The 17,025-nt window shown below is 72.2% G+C and carries 12 protein-coding genes and 1 pseudogene; 7 read left to right on the top strand and 6 right to left on the bottom strand.

The genetic code is table 11. The features are described 5' to 3' along the window. Positions 1-14: 14 nt before the first annotated feature. Positions 15-911, top strand: a pseudogene (locus tag ACIBTS_RS00680) (NAD(P)-dependent oxidoreductase); the annotation flags it as partial. A 139-nt stretch (positions 912-1,050) separates the two neighbouring features. Here ACIBTS_RS00680 and ACIBTS_RS00675 read toward each other — a convergent pair. The 3 genes from ACIBTS_RS00675 to ACIBTS_RS00665 all read right to left on the bottom strand — a co-directional run bounded on the left by ACIBTS_RS00675 (position 1,051) and on the right by ACIBTS_RS00665 (position 3,515). Beyond that, positions 1,051-1,674, bottom strand: a complete 624-nt coding sequence (locus tag ACIBTS_RS00675; protein WP_319335314.1) for a cytochrome b/b6 domain-containing protein — start codon at positions 1,672-1,674, stop codon at positions 1,051-1,053. Next, entirely contained in the window at positions 1,658-2,509 is an 852-nt protein-coding gene (locus tag ACIBTS_RS00670; protein ID WP_399315697.1) for a molybdopterin-dependent oxidoreductase, read from the bottom strand. Before ACIBTS_RS00670 ends, ACIBTS_RS00675 begins: the two co-directional genes overlap by 17 nt. 85 nt (positions 2,510-2,594) lie before the next feature. Then, a complete protein-coding gene (locus ACIBTS_RS00665; protein WP_319670277.1) occupies positions 2,595-3,515 on the bottom strand; it encodes a hypothetical protein in 921 nt (306 codons plus the stop codon). A gap of 453 nt (positions 3,516-3,968) precedes the next feature. Between ACIBTS_RS00665 and ACIBTS_RS00660 the strand changes: the two genes are divergently transcribed. Genes ACIBTS_RS00660 through ACIBTS_RS00645 form a run of 4 tightly spaced genes read left to right on the top strand, consistent with a single transcriptional unit; the run spans position 3,969 to position 6,178 of the window. Continuing rightward, positions 3,969-4,862: a DMT family transporter gene (locus ACIBTS_RS00660; RefSeq protein ID WP_399315696.1), complete on the top strand. Its 894-nt coding sequence runs from the start codon at positions 3,969-3,971 to the stop codon at positions 4,860-4,862. Positions 4,863-4,916: 54 nt separating this feature from the next. Further along, positions 4,917-5,432: an NUDIX domain-containing protein gene (locus ACIBTS_RS00655; RefSeq protein WP_319670275.1), complete on the top strand. Its 516-nt coding sequence runs from the start codon at positions 4,917-4,919 to the stop codon at positions 5,430-5,432. A gap of 30 nt (positions 5,433-5,462) precedes the next feature. Further along, positions 5,463-5,855 carry a DUF202 domain-containing protein gene (locus ACIBTS_RS00650; protein ID WP_319670274.1) on the top strand — a complete coding sequence of 131 codons (393 nt, stop codon included), beginning with the start codon at positions 5,463-5,465 and terminating at the stop codon, positions 5,853-5,855. Continuing rightward, on the top strand, positions 5,852-6,178 hold the full coding sequence (locus ACIBTS_RS00645; RefSeq protein ID WP_399315695.1) for a DUF202 domain-containing protein: 327 nt from the start codon (positions 5,852-5,854) through the stop codon (positions 6,176-6,178). The genes ACIBTS_RS00650 and ACIBTS_RS00645 overlap by 4 nt, the downstream gene beginning before the upstream one ends. A gap of 27 nt (positions 6,179-6,205) precedes the next feature. Here the strand turns inward: ACIBTS_RS00645 and ACIBTS_RS00640 are convergent, their stop codons facing one another. After that, a complete protein-coding gene (locus tag ACIBTS_RS00640) occupies positions 6,206-7,183 on the bottom strand; it encodes an NADP-dependent oxidoreductase (RefSeq protein WP_399315694.1) in 978 nt (325 codons plus the stop codon). Positions 7,184-7,316: 133 nt separating this feature from the next. Here ACIBTS_RS00640 and ACIBTS_RS00635 point away from each other — a divergent pair, with 133 nt between their 5' ends. Further along, positions 7,317-8,348, top strand: coding sequence for a phosphotransferase family protein (locus tag ACIBTS_RS00635; protein WP_399315693.1), 1,032 nt, complete (start codon positions 7,317-7,319; stop codon positions 8,346-8,348). A gap of 5 nt (positions 8,349-8,353) precedes the next feature. Continuing rightward, positions 8,354-9,568: an acyl-CoA dehydrogenase family protein gene (locus ACIBTS_RS00630; protein ID WP_399315692.1), complete on the top strand. Its 1,215-nt coding sequence runs from the start codon at positions 8,354-8,356 to the stop codon at positions 9,566-9,568. A 108-nt stretch (positions 9,569-9,676) separates the two neighbouring features. Here the strand turns inward: ACIBTS_RS00630 and ACIBTS_RS00625 are convergent, their stop codons facing one another. Then, positions 9,677-9,991: a hypothetical protein gene (locus ACIBTS_RS00625; RefSeq protein ID WP_319670270.1), complete on the bottom strand. Its 315-nt coding sequence runs from the start codon at positions 9,989-9,991 to the stop codon at positions 9,677-9,679. Continuing rightward, positions 9,988-16,938 (bottom strand): polymorphic toxin-type HINT domain-containing protein, encoded by a 6,951-nt coding sequence (locus ACIBTS_RS00620; protein WP_399315691.1) that lies wholly within the window; start codon positions 16,936-16,938, stop codon positions 9,988-9,990. Before ACIBTS_RS00620 ends, ACIBTS_RS00625 begins: the two co-directional genes overlap by 4 nt. Between the last annotated feature and the right edge of the window lie 87 nt (positions 16,939-17,025).

Raw genomic sequence — 17,025 nt, 5'->3', positions numbered from 1 at the left:
TCCAGCATCGGGCCATGACCCCTTCCACCACCACGGCATCGACCCTCGCGTCGGCCACCGCGCCCGAGCGGCGCCCCGTCTCCGTCATCGGCCTGGGCCCGATGGGCCGCGCGCTCGCCTCGGCCTTCCTCACCGCCGGCCACCCGCTGACCGTCTGGAACCGCACCCCGGGCCGGGCCGGCGACCTGGCGGAGCGGGGCGCCCGCGTCGCCGCCTCCGTCGGGGAGGCGATGCGCGATGGGCAGGTGATCGTCGTCTGCCTGATGGACTACACGGCCGTACGCACCGTCCTCGACCCGCCGCCCGCGAACCGGGCGGGGCGGGTCCTGGTCAACCTCACCAGCGGGACGCCGGCGGGGGCGCGGGCAATGGCGGACTGGGCGGCCGGGCACGACATCGGCTACCTGGACGGCGCGATCCTCACCCCGACCCCGACGATCGGGACGCCGTCGGCCGCGCTGCTGTTCAGCGGGGCGGCGACGGCTTACGAGGCCGTGCGGGAGACGATGGCGGCCCTCGGCGGCACGGGCACGTACCTCGGTGCCGACCCCGGGCGGGCCCTCGCCCACGAGGTCGCCCTGCTGGACCTGTTCGCGACCTCGGTGCACGGCATGGCCCACGCCTTCGCGCTCGCCTCGGCCGAGGGCGTGGCGCCCCGTGACCTGGCGCCGGCCGCCGTGGGGATGAGCGGCCTGCTGGCCGAGATGATCCCGCGCTGGGCGGACCAGCTGGAGGCCGGCCGGTTCCCCGGCGAGCGCTCCACCATCGCCTCGGCGGCGACGACGCTCGCGCACCTGATCGACTCGGCCGCCGCCCATGGCCTGGACGTGGGCGCCCTCACCGCGGCGAAGCGGGCAGCCGACCGGGCGGTCGCCGCCGGCCACGGCGCGGACGGCCTGGCCCGCTTCGCCACGGTCCTGCGCACCCAGGGCTCGCACGCGGAGGGGAGGCGAGGCGAGGCGAGGCGAGGCGAGGCGAGGCGAGGCGAGGCGAGGCGAGGCGAGGCGAGGCGAGGTGAGGTGAGGAGTGTCGGCCAGGGCGTGTTTCGCCCTACGGGCGCCACAGCCGGTGTTCCCGTTCGGCCCAGGTGCGGCTCACCGAGCCGGTGCGCATGCCGCGGCGGGCCTCCGGGTCGCCCAGGGCCATGCCGATGTGGCCGCCCAGGACGACGCCGATGGTCAGGGCCAGCCAGTCGTGGACGAAGGTCGCGCTGGTACGCCACATGATCGGGGTGAGATGGGTGAACCACATGAGCAGGCCCGTGCCGAGCATCACGAGGGTCGCCCCGGCGATCCAGGCCGCGTAGATCTTCTGCCCGGCGTTGAACTTGGCCGCCGGACGCGACTCCCGCCGTTTGTCCCTGCGCAGGGCCGCGCTCAGCCAGCGGCGGTCGTGCGGGCCGAAGCGGTTGAGGTGTCCGAGGTCGGCGCGGAAGGCGCGGGAGGCGAGGCCCGCCAGGACGGGCACAGGCAGAGCGAGGCCCGCCCACTCGTGGACGCGGACCACCAGCTCGCGACGGCCCACGAGCTGGGCGAACTCGGGGATGTACAGGAAGGCGGCCGTCACCACGCACACGCCCATCAGCAGGGCCGTGGTGCGGTGCACCCACCGCTCGGCGCGGGTGAAGCGGCGCACGGTCGGGGCGGCGGGCGGCGCCTCAGCTCGTAGGCTCATCGTCCCGTCCGTTCGACCGGCCGACCCAGGCGTCGACGTCGTAGCCGCGGTTCTCCCAGTAGCCGGGCTTCACCTTCTCGGTGACCGTGATGCCGGAGAGCCATTTGGCGGACTTGTAGAAGTACATGGGTGCGACATAGAGGCGGACGGGGCCGCCGTGGTCGTGGCCGAGGTCCTTGTCCTGCATGCGCAGCGCCACGAGGACGTCGGGGCGGCGGGCCTGGGCCAGGGTGAGGCTCTCGGTGTAGGCACCGTCGAAGCAGGTGAAGCGGATCGCGCCGGCCGTGGCCTGCACACCGGCCGCGTCGAGGAGGGTGGAGAGCCGGACGCCCTCGAAGGGGGTGCCGGGGACCCGCCAGCCGGTGACGCACTGGACGTCCTTGACCATCCGGGTCTGCGGCAGGGCCTTGAGGTCGGCCAGGGTGTAGGCGGTGGGGCGGTCGACCAGGCCGTCGACGGTGAGCCGGTAGTCGGTGGCGTTCTTGTGCGGGACGGAGGAGGTGACCGAGTAGTAGCGGAAGCCGCCGCCGTTGGGGAGGAGGCCGGTGAGGCCGGTGGGGTCCTTGTCGGCGGCGCTGCCGAGGAAGGCCTCCAGGCCGCGCTGGAGCGGGGGCGCTGCGATGACCCCCACGGCGCCGAGGGCGAGGGTGCCGAGGAAGACGCGGCGGCCGACCGGGGCGCCTCGCTCGCGGGGCGTCTCGGGGGCTCCGGACGGCTCGGGCGGTCCGGCGGGCTCGGGCGGTCCGGCGGGCTCGGGCGGTCCGGCGGGCTCGGGCGGTCCGGCGGGCTCGGGCGGTCCGGATGCTTCGGGGGGTCCGGATGGTTCGGGGTTCACCTTTCCATTCGAGCACTCGGGGGGCCGGCGGGGCCAGGGATCCAGGGTGGCCGTCAGAATTCCGTCATCACTTCTTACCGGGCTCTCAGCTGCCCCGGACGGCGGCGGCGCGGGCCGCGTGGAAGGCCGCGTACGGGTCGCGGTGCGGGTAGGACCAGGGCTCGGGGGTGGCGTGCCGTCCGATGCGGTGGAAGAGGGCGGCGGCCTCGGCGCCGCTGCCCTCGCAGACCTTGGCGTGGGCGAGGAAGTTCAGGTCGATCAGATGGCGGGGGTGGCCGTCGTGCTCCCGGCCGTCGTGCTCCCACTCCAGCCACCAGTCGAAGGCGGCCTTCATCACGTCCCGGGCCCGGCCGTCCCGCCAGTGCCCGGAGGCGGCGGGGTCGGCGGGCGCGAAGCCGTGCGCGGCCAGGACGCGGTAGCGCTCGGCGTGGGCGACGACCGGGAGGATGGCCAGCGGGGAGTCGGCGGGGGCCTGCTCGGCGGCCCAGGCGGCGAAGTCGTAGACCTCGTGCAGGGGGTCCGGCCCGCCGTCCGGGCGGCGCTCGGCGAGCCGGGCGACCATCAGGTGGTGGGCGTGGTGGTGGTCGCGGTGCCGGGAGCGGACCTCCTCGAAGATCCGGACGGCCCGCGGCCCGGCGTCGCGCTCCAGCCGGAGCAGGCCGAGCCAGGGGGTGGGGTCGGCGGGCGCGAGCGCGGCGGCCTGTCGGCAGGCCGCCCGGGCGGCGGCTGCGTCCTCCTTGCCGCGCAGCGCCCGGGTGACCCGGGCCAGGGCGAGCAGGACGGCGGCGTCGGCGCATTCGGGTTCGTCGAGCAGCCACTCCTGGGCCCAGGCGGCCGCGTACGGTTCGAGGGCGAGGACGGCGACCCGATGGGCGCGGCGGTCCCAGTCGTCGCCGGTGCGGGCGAGCAGGGAGCGGGCGGGCTGTCTGCGGCCCTGGGCCAACGCGGCTCGGGCGGCGCCGAGTCGGGTGTCGTCGAGGGCCGGGTCGGAGGTCGGTAAGGGCACCGCGGGACTTCCTCGTGTTTCCTCGGCGGCGGCTCTGGCGTCGGCCCACGAGCGGCCGATCACTCACAGCCAATCCGTAGCCAGCGCTTACCGTCAAGCGCCGGAGATCTGTGACAGGTGTCAACTGCCGGTGGATGCAGGGAACTTGAGGATTCTCCGCTGCAGGTGGGACCCGCCGCGGCCGAGGGACGACGGTTGCGGTGTGGCGTACGCCATGGCGTGGCACGGCCGCAGCGCACACCATGGTCGTACGGCCGCCGCGCACCCCCGGCCCTGTCCCCGGGTGCTTGCGGCCGAGTCAACCGCCCGGTTCCGGGTACTCCCGGAAGCAGGCTTCCGGATCCCCCGGAGCAGAGTTCTGGGCACTCCCAGGGGCACCGAGGGCGCCGGGACGCTACAGTCGGCCCCTACGCACCCCGTCCGTGGTCCGACCGGATGATCGAGGTACGCAGCGTGTCGGTTCTGGTTCTGGTACTCGCCGTGAGCGCCGCCTGCTGCCTGGGCTTCGGGTTCGTGCTCCAGCAGAACGCCGCACAGAAGGCGCCGCTCGGCGACTTTCTCTCGCCGCGGCTGCTGCTCGACCTCATGAAGGTGCCGCGCTGGCTGGGCGGCATCGGCCTGATGGTGGCCGGCATGGTGCTGGGCGCGATCGCGCTCGGCCAGGGCGAGATCTCCCTGGTGGAACCGCTGCTCGCGACGAACCTGCTCTTCGCCCTCGCGCTCTCCCGCCACCAGACGAAGCAGTCGCTGGGCCGCCAGGGCTGGGCGGGCCTCGCCCTGCTCGCGGGCGGGGTGACCACCTTCATCGTGGCGGGCGAACCGCGCGGCGGCAACGCCGTCACGGATCCGCTGCGGCACTGGCTGATCATCGGCGTGATGATCGGAACGGCCCTGCTGCTGACCACGTACGCCAAGCGCTCCCGGCTGAGCGCGGGCCCGGTGCTGCTGTCCCTCGCGGCCGGCCTGCTGTACGGCGTCCAGGACGCGCTCACCCGGGTCAGCGGCCAGCGTTTCTCCGCCGACGGCCTCGCCGAGCTGCTGACGAGCTGGCAGCCGTACACGGTGCTCGCCCTCGGCGTGACCGGGCTGGTGCTGGTGCAGAGCGCCTTCGAGACGGCGCCCCTGCGGATGTCGCTGCCCGCGCTGACCGCGGCCCAGCCGCTCGCCGGGATCGTCTGCGGGGTCGGCTTCCTCGGCGACCGGCTGCACACCGACACCGGCGCGCTGGCCTGGGAGGCGGCGGGCCTGGCGGCGATCGTCGCGGGCATCGTGCTCCTCGGACTGCACCCGGCGATGCCGCGCGGCACGGCGCCGCGCGAGCAGGTGCCGAACTTCCAGGCGCAGTAGCCCTGGGTGTATTGACCCGCAGCCCGAGCCTTGGGCAGCTGCTTGGATGGGTCCATGAGCGCTGCTGACGAGATCCTCGACATCGTCGACGAGCACGACCGCGTCGTCGGACAGGCCCCGCGCGGGCAGGCGTACGCCGAGGGGCTGCGCCACCGCTGTGTGTTCATCCAGGCCCGGGACGCCGAGGGCCGGATCTTCGTGCACCGCCGCACCCCGACGAAGCTGGTCTTCCCCTCCCTGTACGACATGTTCGTCGGCGGGGTGGTCGGCGCGGGCGAGAGCTACGACGACGCCGCCCTGCGGGAGGCCGAGGAGGAGCTGGGCGTGAGCGGCCTGCCCCGCCCGGAGTTCGTCTTCAGGTTCCTCTACGAGGACGGCGCCGCCGGGAGCTGGTGGTCGGCCGTCTACCGGGTCCGCTGCGAACTGCCGGTGAACCCGCAGGCGGAGGAGGTGGCCTGGCACGACTTCCTGCCCGAGGACGAGGTCGAACGGCGCCTGTCCGGGTGGGAGTGGGTGCCGGACGGGCTCGCGGCGTACGAGCGGCTCCGGGAGCATCGTGCGGCGCGCTGAGCCGGGCGGGCGACGGGTAGGGTCCTGCGAGTGATCGAGTTCGTACAGAACGTCCGGTTGTGGTTCGCGCCCGAGCAGATCCGGGAGGAGGGCAGCACCCCCGACTACCGGTTCTCGCTGGCGAACGAGCGCACGTTCCTGGCCTGGCTGCGCACCGCGCTCGCGCTGATCGGCGGGGGCTTCGCGGTGGACCAGTTCCTGCCGGACCTGCGCTGGGGCTGGCGGGTCGGGCTGGCGCTCGCGCTGCTGGCGGCGGGCGTGCTGTGCTCCCTGCGTGCGGTCAACCACTGGATGCGCTGCGAGCGGGCGATGCGCCGGGGCGAGGACCTGCCCGCCTCCCGCTTCCCTGCGCTGCTGGGCGTGCTGGTCGCGGTGGTGGCCGTGGCGATGGTCGTGGTGGTGCTGGTGGGGTGGGAGGGGTGAGCGGCGGGGTCCTGCCTCCGGTGCGCGACCCCGGGCTGCAGCCCGAGCGGACCCGGCTCGCCTGGCGGCGGACGACACTCGCGAGCACCGTGGTCGCCGTGCTCGCGCTGAAGGCCGCGCTGCACGACGGCGCGTCGGTGCCCGGGATCCTCGCCGGCGCGCTGGCCTGCGGTCTGTGGCTGGCCTTCCTGCTGCTCGCCCACCGCAGGATCCACGCCCTGGCCGCCACGTCGAGCCCGGCGGCCCTCACCCCTCGGCACGCCACGGCGGCGGCGCTGTGCGCGGTGGCCACGGCGGTGTGCGCCGTGGCGCTGGTGTTCTGAACTCCGTCCCCTGCCCGGCGCCCGCCCCTACCCGGCGCCGGCCCCTGCCTCGGCGCCTGCGGCGGCGTCTTCCGCGTCCCAGTCCACCGTGACCACGATCTTGCCCCGGGTGTGACCCTCCTGGCTCAGCCGGTGGGCGTCGGCCGCGCGCTCCAGCGGGAAGGTCTCGCGGACGTGCACGGACACCACGCCCTGTTCGGCCAGTTCCGCCAGCCGGGTGAGGTCCTCGGCGTCGGGCCGCCCCCAGTAGTACCGGCCGCCGTAGCCGAGGACCTCCCCGTCGACGATCGACACCAGGCGCCCTTCCGGGGCCAGCAGGTTGGCGGAGACCCGCAGGGTGTCGCCGCCGACCGTGTCGAAGGCCGCGTCCACGCCCTCGGGGGCCAGCCCGCGCACCCGTTCGGACAGTCCCTCGCCGTAGGTCACGGGCTCGCCGCCCAGCGAGCGCACGAAGGCGTGGTTGGCCTCGCTCGCCGTACCGATCACCCGGGCACCCAGATGCCGTGCGAGCTGTACGGCGATGGAGCCGACGCCGCCCGCGGCCGCGTGCACGAGCACGGTCTCGCCCCGTTTCACCTGCAGGGCCCGGGTCAGCGCCTGGTAGGCGGTGAGCCCGGCCAGCGGCAGGCCCGCGGCCTCCTCCCAGGTGAGGTTGCGCGGCTTGCGGGCGAGGGTGCGCACGGGGGCGGCGACGTACTCGGCGAAGGTGCCCCGGGAGAGGAAGTCCTCACGGACGTAGCCGATGACCTCGTCACCGACCGCGTACTCCGTGACGGACACCCCGGGCTGGACGACGACCCCGCAGACGTCCCAGCCGGGCACCACCGGGAACACGGCGTCCAGGATCGGGTCCAGGTGCCCCTCGCGGCACTTCCAGTCGACGGGGTTCACGGCCGCCGCCCGGACCTTCACCAGCACCGCGTCGGGGCCGACCCTGGGGTCGGGGACGTCCCCGTACTCGAGCGTCTCGGGGCCGCCGTAGCGGGCGTAGCTGATGGCCTTCATGGGTCCGACCCTCCGGGGTACCGGCGCGCCGCGCAAGCCGGATCACCCGATATGTTGGGTGCCACCACTGGACTCCATACCGACCGGTCGGCATGATGGGCTGGTCCCGTTCACCCGTCCGTAGGAGCGACGCATGAGCCCCGACCACCCACCCGGACTCGACCTCGACCGGCTGCACGCCCTCCTGGAGCGCGAGCGTCCCGGTCTGGTCCACGGCCCTCTCACCGGCCGGCTGATCGAGGGCGGACGGTCGAACCTCACCTACGCGGTCTCCGACGGCGAGTCGAAGTGGGTCGTACGGCGGCCTCCGCTCGGGCACGTCCTGGCAACCGCGCACGACATGAAGCGCGAGCACCGGGTGATCAGCGCCCTGCATCCGACGAGCGTGCCGGTGCCGCGTCCGGTGCTGCTGTGCGAGGACCCAGAGAACGAGGCGGCGCCCGGGGCGCCCTTCTACGTCATGGAGTTCGTCGACGGCACCCCCTACCGCACCGCCGACGAGCTCGTCCCGCTCGGCGAGCAGCGCACCCGGGACGCGGTGCTGTCGCTGGTGGACACGCTGGTCGAACTGCACGCGGTGGCCCCCGCCGCGGTGGGCCTGGCCGACTTCGGCCGGCCGGAGGGCTTCCTGGACCGGCAGCTGCGCCGCTGGGGCAAGCAGCTGGACGCCTCCCGCAGCCGCGACCTGGCCGGGATCGACGAGCTGCACGCGGCGCTCGGCCGCGCGCTGCCCTCCTCCCCCGCCCCAGCGGTCGTGCACGGCGACTACCGGCTCGACAACGTCCTGATCGGTTCCGACGACCGCATCAAGGCCATCCTCGACTGGGAGATGTCGACGCTCGGCGACCCGCTGACCGACCTGGGGCTGCTGGTGATGTACAGCGTCCCGCTGGAGCTGCCGGGCTCCCCGATCTCCACGACCGCCTCCGCCCCCGGGCACCCGTCGCCGGCCGAGCTGGTCGAGCGGTACGCGGCGCGCTCCGGACGGGACGTCTCGGCGGTCTCCTGGTACACGGCGTTCGCCTGGTTCAAGCTCGCCGTGATCCTGGAGGGCATCCACTACCGCTACACCCTCGGCCAGACCGTCGGGCGCGGCTTCGACCGCATCGGGGAACTCGTCCCCGTCTTCATCGAGCACGGCACGACCACTCTCCAGGAAGGCTGACCGGCATGGACTTCGCGTTCGACGCCCGCACCGAGGAACTCCGCGCCAGGCTGCTCGCCTTCATGGACGAGTACGTCTACCCGGCCGAGGCCGTCGCCGAGGAGCAGCGCGCGCTGCTGGCCTCGCCGTGGGACACCCCGGCCGTGGTGGAGGAGCTGAAGGCCGAGGCGCGCAGGCAGGGCTTGTGGAACCTGTTCCTGCCCGACGCCGAGCACGGCGCGGGTCTGACGAACCTCCAGTACGCGCCGCTGGCCGAGATCACCGGCCGCTCCCCGCAGCTGGCGCCGACGGCCCTGAACTGCGCCGCGCCGGACACCGGCAACATGGAGGTGCTCGCGCAGTTCGGCGACGAGCAGCACAAGAAGCAGTGGCTGGAGCCGCTGCTCGCCGGGGAGATCCGCTCGGCGTTCGCGATGACCGAGCCGGAGGTCGCCTCCTCCGACGCCACCAACATCACCACGCTCATCGAGCGGGAGGGCGACGAGTACATCGTCACCGGCCGCAAGTGGTACATCTCCGGGGCGATGAACCCGGACTGCAGGATCTTCATCGTGATGGGCAAGACGGACCCCGAGGGCGCCGACATCCGCCGTCAGCAGTCCATGGTGCTGGTGCCGCGCGACACGCCCGGCGTCACCGTGAAGCGGGCCATGAAGGTCTTCGGCTACGAGGACCACTACCACGGCGGCCACGCCGAGGTGGTCTTCGACCACGCGCGCGTGCCGGTGACCAACCTGATCGGCGAGGAGGGCGGCGGCTTCGCCATCGCCCAGGCCCGGCTCGGCCCCGGCCGCATCCACCACTGCATGCGGCTGATCGGCATGGCGGAGCGGGCGATCGAGCTGATGTGCCGCCGGGCCGTCTCCCGGGACGCCTTCGGCAAGGCGCTGGCCCAGCAGGGCGTGGTCCACAACTGGATCGCGGACGCGCGCGTGACGGTCGAGCAGCTGCGGCTGCTGGTGCTGAAGACCGCCTGGATGATGGACACCGTCGGCAACCGGGGCGCCCACACGGAGATCCAGGCCATCAAGATCGCGACGCCCCGCGCGGTCGTCGACATCATCGACCGGGCCATCCAGCTGCACGGCGCGGGCGGTGTCAGCCAGGACTTCCCACTGGCCGAGCTGTACGCCGGGGCCCGCACGCTGATGATCGCCGACGGCCCGGACGAGGTGCACCAGCGGTCGCTGGCGCGACGGGAGCTGAAGAAGTACCTCTGAGCGGAGGTACCTGCGAGAACCAGGCACCCGTGAGCGGGCGGAGCCCCGCCGGAACCTCTTGGGTTCCGGCGGGGCTCCGCCCGCTTTCTCAGACCGCGAGCAGGTTTCTCAGACCGCGAGCAGGGCGCTCTCGATCGCGTGCCGAAGGTGCGGCCGCGCGTCGCCCGCGTCGGCCTTTTCCAGCAGCACCGACAGGAAGTCCGCGTCGGGGTATCCCTGCGCCCCGTCGTCCTTCATCGCCCGCACCTGCGACCACAGGGCGATCATCATCTCGTTGCAGGCCTGGGCCTGCCGCATCCCCTCCGGCCGGTCCCCGACGAACGCCTCACGTGCCGAGATCCCGAGCCGGTGGCCCATGACCAGCAGGAACGTCTCCTTCGACGCCGAGTTCAGGACCTCGAGAACCCTCTCCCGGATGGTCATTGGTCCATGTCCCAGAAGTCCTCGTCCGACATGGGCCGAGAGCTGCCGTAGGTTTCGCGCGGCAGTGAGTCGACGTCGTACCCACGCGAACGCAGCACCGCGATTCTGGTGTTTCCGTTCATGATCGTTCCGTCCGGCTTCGCGATCAGCGGCTCGTGCGCTCCCGGCCTGAGCGAGTGGACGATGTCCTTGGTGTCCTGCTTGTGCCAGAAGTCCAGCGAGCTCCTGTCGAGGGAGCTGTCCGGGTGCAGCGACTTCAGCGGCGGATCGCACGGAGTGGCGTTGTGCACGAGCACCGGCGTCTTCCCGGCCAGCACATAGTACGTGTGCAGGTCGGCGACGGTGACGTTGTGCACGGTGGCCTGCTCGGTCCACCGCCGGACCGCGGTGATGCGTACCTCGGTCCCTCGGGAGGTGCGGAGCAGTTCACCCGCGGCGAGGTCGGTGGCCTTGATCCACTTGCCGAGCGCCGGCACCCAGAACGGGTGGCCGTCGGTCGCGGTGACCGAGGCCGTCACCTTCTTGCCGTCGACCTCGAGGGCCAGGGTGATCCCGACCAGGTGCTTCAGGCCCTTGCCGGTGATCTCGGCGGTGACCGTCCTGACCGTGGTGCGACCGGTCCTCGGGTCGGTGGCCAGGACCTTGTCACCGGTCCTGACGTCCTCGATGGGCCTGGCCGTGCCGTCCGCCATGAGGACTTCGGTGCCGGGGAGGAAGCTGTTGCACGGCCGTGGGCGTTCCGCGCCCGCCGCTCCGCCCAGGTACGCCAGCAGGACGTCGCCGACGATGCCCTCGATGACCTTGCCCCGGGCCACCTCCTTGGCCTCGTCATCGCACTGGTCGGCGTGATAGGCGCAGTAGGTGGCGGCGATCTCCTTGGCCACCGCCGGATCGGCGTCGTCCCCCTTGTCGAGGATGTACTTGTACGCCTGCCGGCAGCCTTCACGTCCGTAGCACGCGCTGCCCTTCTCGGCGCCCTCGTAGACCGGGTTGTCCCAGAAGTCGTCCGAGAACTCCCCGATCATGCTGCGGGAGAAGTAGTCGGACAGCTTGGCCATGTCGTTCGTGACCGGCGTGTTCGACGCCACCCATGCCCGCTTGCGGGCCTGCTGCCGCTTGTAGATGTTGCCGCGGTGGTAGTCGGACGTGCCCGTCTTCGGGTCGTAGCCGACTTCCTGCTGTTGGTGCTTGCTGCAGTACTTGACGTCGTACTGGCAGGAGTTGGGCCGGGAGCCGATCTCCGTGCCCGCCGGGTCGGAGTGGGTCAGCGGGTTGTTGTCGGCGTAGGTGTAGCCGTGCATCTGCTGCGGGTCGGTGGCCGTGAAGAGCGGGTCGACCGACAGGAACCGTCCCGTCGCCGGGTCGTACTCTCGGGCGCCCAGGTGGGTCAGGCCCGTCGCGGCATCGACGGTGCCTCCGACGAAGCCCCTGGTACCGGGCCAGCCGGCGGGCTCGGTGCCGCGCAGGCCCCCGAAGGGCTTGGTGCGCCGCTGGGCGAGGGCCTGGCTGGTGGCGTCGACGGACAGCTGGCCGGTGCCGTGGTGGTCGGCCAGGGTGAAGGAGATCTTGCCGTCGTCGCTCTGCACCGCCTGGTGGCCGCCGCCGAGGTCGAAGTAGCGGGTGGCCTTGGCGGTCGTGGCGCCCTTGGCCTGGGTGACCTCGGTGGTGCCGAGGTAGAGCGTCGTCCCGGTCGGGGTGCGGCCGATCAGCCGGTTGCCGTCGGCGTCGTACAGGTACTCGGTGACCTTGTCGCTGCCGCCCTCCACCGGCTCGGTGACCTTCGCCAGGTGCCCCTCGGCGTCCCAGAGAAGCGTCTGGGAGGTGCCGTCGCCGAGCTGCCGGGTCTGGGTGTCGCCGATGGCGTCATAGGTGTAGCTGTCGGTGGACTTGACCGTGCCGGTGGTGGTGTCGACCGAGCTCAGCCTGTGCGAGCCCGGCTTCGGGTAGGTGTAGACACGCTTCGTGTCCGACCCGCCGGTGGTGGTGTGCCCGGTCTCGGTGAGCCGGTTGCCGACCACGTCGTAGGTGTAGGAGTCCCAGTAGGGGGCCGGGCCGCCCAGCACGCCGGTGGTGGGGGTGCTCGCGCAGGCCGTGGTGGACTGCGTCCACGCCTCGGTCGTGCGGCCCAGGTGGTCGTAGGCGAAGCACTGGTTGTCGGTGCCGGAGCGGGAGGTGTCCGAGACGGACAGGACGTTGCCCGCCTCGTCGTACTTGTAGGTGTTGTACTGGTCGACGCCCGCGACGTCCTGCCGGTCGACGCGCGAGGTGGCCAGCCGCTGGGTGCCCCACTCGTAGGTGTTGGTCTCGTACGTCGTCTTGCCGCCGTTCGCGGCCAGCGAGTACTGCAGCGGCTTGCCCGTGAAGCTGTAGGACGTCGAGCCGGTCAGGTTCAGCGGGCCGCTGACGCCGACGGGCCGCAGGGTGCCGTCCTCGTAGGTGTAGGCCACGGTGTTCGCCGCCAGCGCGCCCGCCTTGGGGTAGCCGACGCCCTGGATCGTGCCGGAGGCGTTGTACGTGGTCGCCGACAGGTAGGTGCCGGCCAGCGCGCCCTCGGTGGAGGGGATGGTCACCTGGGTGCGCAGCGGCCGGTAGAGCCGGTCGTAGGCGAGGACCTTGGTGCTGTACGCCTGTCCGCCGCTGTAGCGGACGGACTCCGCGAGATGGCCCTTGGCGCCGCTGACGGTGTCGTAGATCCACTTGGCGCGCAGGGTACCGGTGGCACTGTTCTCGCGCAGTTCGGTCGGGCGGCCCTGGCCGTCGTAGACATGGGCGAGGACGCTGCCGCGGGCGTCCTTGGTGGTGGTCGCGAGCCCGCGGTCGTCGTAGTCGGTGTGGCCGGCGCCCTTGTCGGGGTCGGTGGTGTCGGTGAGCCGGCCCAGCAGGTCGTACGTCCACGTCCAGGCGTTGCCCGCCGGGTCGGTGACCCTGGTCAGCTCACCGCGCGGCGAGTAGCCGTACGACGTGGTGTCGTAGGCGGCGTCGGCGGCGCGCGCGTGGAGTTCGCGGACCTCGGTGTTCTGGCCGCGCGAGTCGGTCAGCGTGGTGGTGGCGGTGCCGCCGGCCGGCGGGATGACCGTGGTGCGGTCACCGCCGTAGATCGTCTTCGTGACGCCGAGGACCGTGCCGCCGTCGCCGTTGCCCGCGACCTTCTTCAGCTCGGTCTCGCGGCCGAGACCGTCGTGGGCGTGCCAGCTCTGCGTCTCCACGCTCAGCGCGTCGTCGACCTTGAAGAGGGTCGTGGAGGGGGCGGTGGTGTCGGTGTAGTAGGAGGCGAACTCCTTGGCGGTCAGGCCGCGTTCGTCGTAGAAGGTGTCCGTCAGGAGGGTGCCGCCGTTCGGCCCCGGCGCCTGGGTCTGCCGGGGGCGCAGGAAGCCGTCGTAGAGGACGTACGAGGTGTTCTGGGCGCCGTTGTCGCCGATGGTCCTCGTGCCGATCGCGACCGGCTTGCCGTCGGTGATGGTGTACGTGAACTCGTAGCTCGGGCTCTGGCCGGTGGTGCGGTCCGGGAGCCACACCTTGGTGTTGCGGCCCAGCGGGTCGTACGCGTACGTGGTGACCTTGCCGTTGGTGTCGGTCTCGGTCAGCGGCTGTCCGCGCAGTGCCTCGAAGGTCTGCGAGGTGGTCGTGGCGGTGCTGCTGTCGCCCGGGGTGACGGGCGGCATGGTGACCGTGGTGCCGGTGGCGAAGCCCGAGGTGGGGGTGAACGCCGTGGTGGTGGTACGGCCGTCGGTGCGGGCGGTCCGGGTGAGCGCGCCCGCCGAGGTCACCGTGACGTCGGCGGTCAGGTCGGTGGAGGTGAGCATGCGGCCGTAGGAGTCGAACGTGGAACTCGACTCCAGGTAGACGGCCGTGCTGCCGTCGTACTTCTTGAGCTTGGCGACGCGGGTGGCGTCGCCCTTCGTGGCCGCCGCGCCGTAGGCGCCGCCGTCGTAGGCGGTGCGGGTGTCGGTGAGGACGTCGGCCGGGCGGCTGGTGGCGGCGCCGCACGCCTTGGCCACCGTCTCGACGCGCACCGGGGTGTTGAGGACGGCGCTGCCGGCGACGTAGGTGGTGCGGGTGCACTGGTCGTCGGCAGTGGTGCCGGTGTCGCCGGCGTCGTCGGTCTGGGTGACCTGGCCGGTCGCCGGGTCGAAGGTGTCGGTGGTGGAGGTGGTCCGCCAGGCGGCGCCCGCCCCGTCGTCCAGGGAGGTCCAGGTCCTGGCGTTCTCGGTGCCGCTGAAGTCGGCGGTGACGGTGCCCCAGTCACGGACCTTCTTCGCGGTCTCCTTGTGCCACGGGCGGCTCACCGTCTTGGAGAGCACCTTGCCGCCGGGGCCGGAGTAGTTGACGGATCTGTAGGCGAACCCTGCCGTCGAGGAGTGGTCGGTGATCGGGTCGCCCTCGCCGGAGCCCAGGGTGACACTGACGTCCTTGGTACCGCCGCTGGTGGTCTTGCGGTCGCCGTCCATGCCGCGCAGGAAGTAGGAGTCGGTCTGCGACTTCATCGCCGACGCGCCGCCCTGGCCGCCGGTGCGCACCCGGACGTGGCCGTAACCGCGCCAGTCGGACCAGGTCTTGAACTTGTCCTTGGTCATGCCGTCGGCGTCGTCGTAGTGCCAGGCCGCGCCGTCCAGGTAGTCGTACATCGTGACCTGGTCGGGGGCGCCGCCCGTGCGGTCGGTCGAGGTGACCGTGTCCACCACGTACTTGTTGAACCACTGCCGCTCGGGGTCGGTGGTGGAGCTGCCGCCGATGTACTGCGGGAAGCAGCGGGTGGTGTTGGTCTCCGGGGTGGGCAGCGCGTTCGCGTCGCACACCGGGGCCGAGTAGCCGACGTCGATCTGGCCGCCGGACTCGTCGGCGACGGAGGACAGCCGGGCCTTGATGAAGGGGGCCCAGCCGTCGCCGGTCTTGTCGAGCCGGTTGGCGAGCTGCGTGTAGGCGAAGGTGACCTTCGGCAGGGTGATCGAGGCCGTGCCGTCGTAGCCGGTGCGCTGCACGGAGTCCAGCAGCAGCTGGTAGTCGATGTCGGCCTGGCCCCAGCGGTGGGCGAGCCTGTAGCCGTCGACCTTGCTGTAGGCGCCGGACACCAGGACCTCGGTCGTGACGTCGGTCAGCCGCTTGCGGGTGAAGAAGGCGGGCGAGGAGCGGCCGTTGTCACAGTCGGTGCCCGCCTCGCAGTTCAGGTCCCACGGGGTGTCGTACCAGTAGAACGCGTCCTTGGAGATCGAGGAGCAGTCGGTGTTGCTGTCCGGGATGCAGCGCTCGGAGCTGGTGAAGTCGACCTTGGCGAGCGGCTTCGCCGAGTACACGGCCGTGGACTTCAGGCCGTACTCGATGCGGTCCAGGGTGCCGCCGCGGACATAGGGGGTGTCGTCGGCCGCCTTGAGGTTGCGGCCGTAGGAATTGGTCTCCTTGTCGTAGTAGTAGGCGACGGCGTTGCCGTGCGTGTCCACGACGTAGTCCAGGTTCCAGCGCCAGCCCTGCTGGCACCAGGAGTCCGCGAACGCGGCGGCGTGGCAGGGCTCGCCGGAGTCGTCGCCGTAGACGGGGACGGTCCAGGCGGAGTCGGTGGTCTCGCTGCCGCTCGCCCAGCCGGGCAGCCGGTTGTAGCCGAAGTAGTACTGCGTGCCGTCGGGCGTCGTCACCCGCCAGTACTCGTCGTTGCGGGCGCCGTTGGAGCGCACGTCGGACGTCGAACCGTAGATCCGGTCGACCTTGGTGCCGTCGTCGTCCTTCAGCTTGAAGGAGTTGGTGCCGCTCGGCACCAACTCGCCGCCCGCGCCGTTGAGTTGCAGCACGGCGTTGTCGTAGCCCCAGCACAGGTCGCCGGGCTCGTTGCCGTCGGCGTTCTTGACGTCGTCGTCGGAGCAGCCCTTGTAGCGGCGCTCGATGTACCCGGGCGACAGGTCGAAGCCGTCGCCGACCCAGGAGGACTGGTTGTTGGTGTTGCCGGTGCGGCCGTCGACCCCGCCGGAGGAGTACGACAGCGAGAGCTTCGGGGCGAGCCCGCCGGGAACCTGGGGCACCGCCATCGGGTACGACCAGGCGAAGGAGCCGCTGTTGAGGTCGGTGCTCCAGTTCGCGGACGCGGACAGGGAGGTGGCCTTGAAGTCGCCCAGACCGCTGCCGGAGCCGGCGACCGCCGCGAGGACGGTGGTCGAGGAGGCGCTGAGCGTGACCGCCTTCGCGGTCAGGGTCTTCGTCTCGGGGTCGTTGACCGTGTCGACCGGCTCGGCGGTGCGGCAGCGCGCCTGCTGCGGGGTGCTCAGCACACAGGCGGGCAGTTCGACGAGCCGCAGCCGGTCGGCGTAACCGCCGCCGTACGCCCCGGCGAAGGAGGAGTAGTCCAGGCCCGCGCGGACCTGACCGGCGCCCTGCGCGCTGCCGGCGTGCAGGGTGAAGACGGGGCCGTCGACGCCGGCCTTCTTCGCGAACGCGCGGTCCAGGACGCGGGCGGCGACCGTGCCGGTGGCCGCCTTCCTGGCGTTCTCGGAGTGCTTCGCGTTCTCGGTGTTCTTCGGGTTCTTGCTGTTCTTGCTGTTCTTGCTGTTCTTCGTGTTCTTGGCGGTGCCGTCGACCCGGGCGTCCAGCGTCAGCGCCAGGCCCTTGACCCGGGGCGCGGACTTCGTCGTCGCGGTGGCCGGCGTCTTCGACAGGTCGACCGTCGCCGCGCCGGGCTTCGGCCAGGCGGTGGCCGGGGCTTCCTGCGGCGTGCGGGGGGTCTTCATGACCTTGCGGGGCACGGCCTTGCCCGCCGGGCCGCCGGCGAGCGGCTTCTCGGCGGCGGGCAGTGCCGGCTTGCGCCAGCCGTCGGCGAGGGCCGGTGCGGCGACGCCCTGGAGCAGGGTCGCGGTCATCACCGCGGCGGTGGCCAGGGCGATCTTGCGTCGTGGGGTGCGCAGCGGTCCTCGCGGGGTGCGCGAAGGCCGAAGAAGGCGGAGAAGTACGCGTGGTTCGGGTCTCATGGTCATCCCTCGTGGTCCACGGCCGGGTGGGTGGAACGGGGTCGCCCCCCGCGACGCCCGGCCCGTTCGTTCCGGGCCGGGCGTCGC

Origin of the sequence: Streptomyces sp. NPDC050121, from assembly GCF_044460385.1 — a bacterium.
Taxonomy (GTDB): domain Bacteria; phylum Actinomycetota; class Actinomycetes; order Streptomycetales; family Streptomycetaceae; genus Streptomyces; species Streptomyces soliscabiei.
The sequence above is the reverse complement of the archived record's forward strand: the minus strand, read 5'-3'. Positions and strand labels throughout refer to the sequence as shown.

Coding starts and splice junctions, on each gene's coding strand:
- ACIBTS_RS00635 (WP_399315693.1), top strand. CDS start 7,317: ATGAGCCCCGACCACCCACCCGGACTCGACCTCGACCGGCTGCACGCC.
- ACIBTS_RS00630 (WP_399315692.1), top strand. CDS start 8,354: ATGGACTTCGCGTTCGACGCCCGCACCGAGGAACTCCGCGCCAGGCTG.
- ACIBTS_RS00640 (WP_399315694.1), bottom strand. CDS start 7,183: ATGAAGGCCATCAGCTACGCCCGCTACGGCGGCCCCGAGACGCTCGAG.
- ACIBTS_RS00675 (WP_319335314.1), bottom strand. CDS start 1,674: ATGAGCCTACGAGCTGAGGCGCCGCCCGCCGCCCCGACCGTGCGCCGC.
- ACIBTS_RS00655 (WP_319670275.1), top strand. CDS start 4,917: ATGAGCGCTGCTGACGAGATCCTCGACATCGTCGACGAGCACGACCGC.
- ACIBTS_RS00620 (WP_399315691.1), bottom strand. CDS start 16,938: ATGAGACCCGAACCACGCGTACTTCTCCGCCTTCTTCGGCCTTCGCGC.
- ACIBTS_RS00625 (WP_319670270.1), bottom strand. CDS start 9,991: ATGACCATCCGGGAGAGGGTTCTCGAGGTCCTGAACTCGGCGTCGAAG.